General features: G+C 59.0%; 1 protein-coding gene. It reads left to right on the forward strand.

Annotated elements, in window-relative coordinates:
• A partial coding sequence (locus tag QEH52_RS19865; protein WP_308952705.1) for an ABC transporter ATP-binding protein occupies window positions 1-795 on the forward strand: 795 nt, incomplete at its 5' end.
• Between the last annotated feature and the right edge of the window lie 207 nt (window positions 796-1002).

Genomic DNA, 1002 nt, shown 5'->3' on the forward strand with positions numbered 1-1002 from the left:
CGCGAAGAGATCAAGAAGCGCGTGGACGAAGCCGCCGAGATCCTCGGGTTGACCAGTATGCTCGACCGCAAGCCCAAAGCACTCTCCGGCGGACAGCGCCAACGCGTGGCCGTAGGCCGCGCCATCGTGCGCAAGCCCGAAGTCTTCCTCTTTGATGAGCCCCTCTCCAATCTCGACGCCAAGATGCGGGTGCAAATGCGCACCGAGATCTCCCGCCTGCACGCGCGCCTGAACGCCACCATGATCTACGTCACCCACGACCAAGTTGAGGCCATGACCATGGGCGACCGCATCTGCGTGATGAAAGACGGCAACATCATGCAGGTCGACGAACCACTCAAACTCTACAACGACCCGCAAAACATGTTCGTCGCTGGCTTCATCGGCTCGCCCCCCATGAACTTCTTCCCAGGCAGCTGTGTTGATAAAGCCGGCAGTCAATACTTCGTTGAAGAGGCCGCCGACGGCGGAGCCGCCTTCACCCTCAAACTCGAAGGTCACATGATCGCTGCCGCCAAGAAGCAAGGTAGCAAGGCTGCCGTCTTCGGCGTGCGTCCTGAGGATATCGAAGTGTCCGCCGACAAGAGCGCAACCAGTATTGACGCGATCATCGATGTGGCCGAGCCAATGGGCGCCGAAACCTATCTCTATTTGAACACGCCAACTGGCCGTGCCTTCATCGCCAAAGTACAAGCCGAGCACGCATTTGCGATTGGACAGACCGTACACCTAAAGTTCAATCAAGAGCACACCGCGCTCTTCGACCAAGAGACGGAAAATGTCGTGAAAGGATAAACGTGGCACCGGCGTTCAAGCCGATGAAGTCAACTCTCGGAGCGTGGGCGTCCCGCCCGCGGAGTGTCTCCGCCAACGACAAGCGCAGGGCGGGACGCCCTGCCTCCGGTGGCGATTCCAGAGAAGTTTGATAGCAACCCACAAGCCCCTCATTCGAGTCACCTAGATGCACCGACGGTCAAGCCAATGAAGACGACTCTCGGAGCG

Source organism: Thalassobacterium maritimum (genome assembly GCF_031127805.1).
GTDB classification, from domain to species: domain Bacteria; phylum Verrucomicrobiota; class Verrucomicrobiia; order Opitutales; family Coraliomargaritaceae; genus Thalassobacterium; species Thalassobacterium maritimum.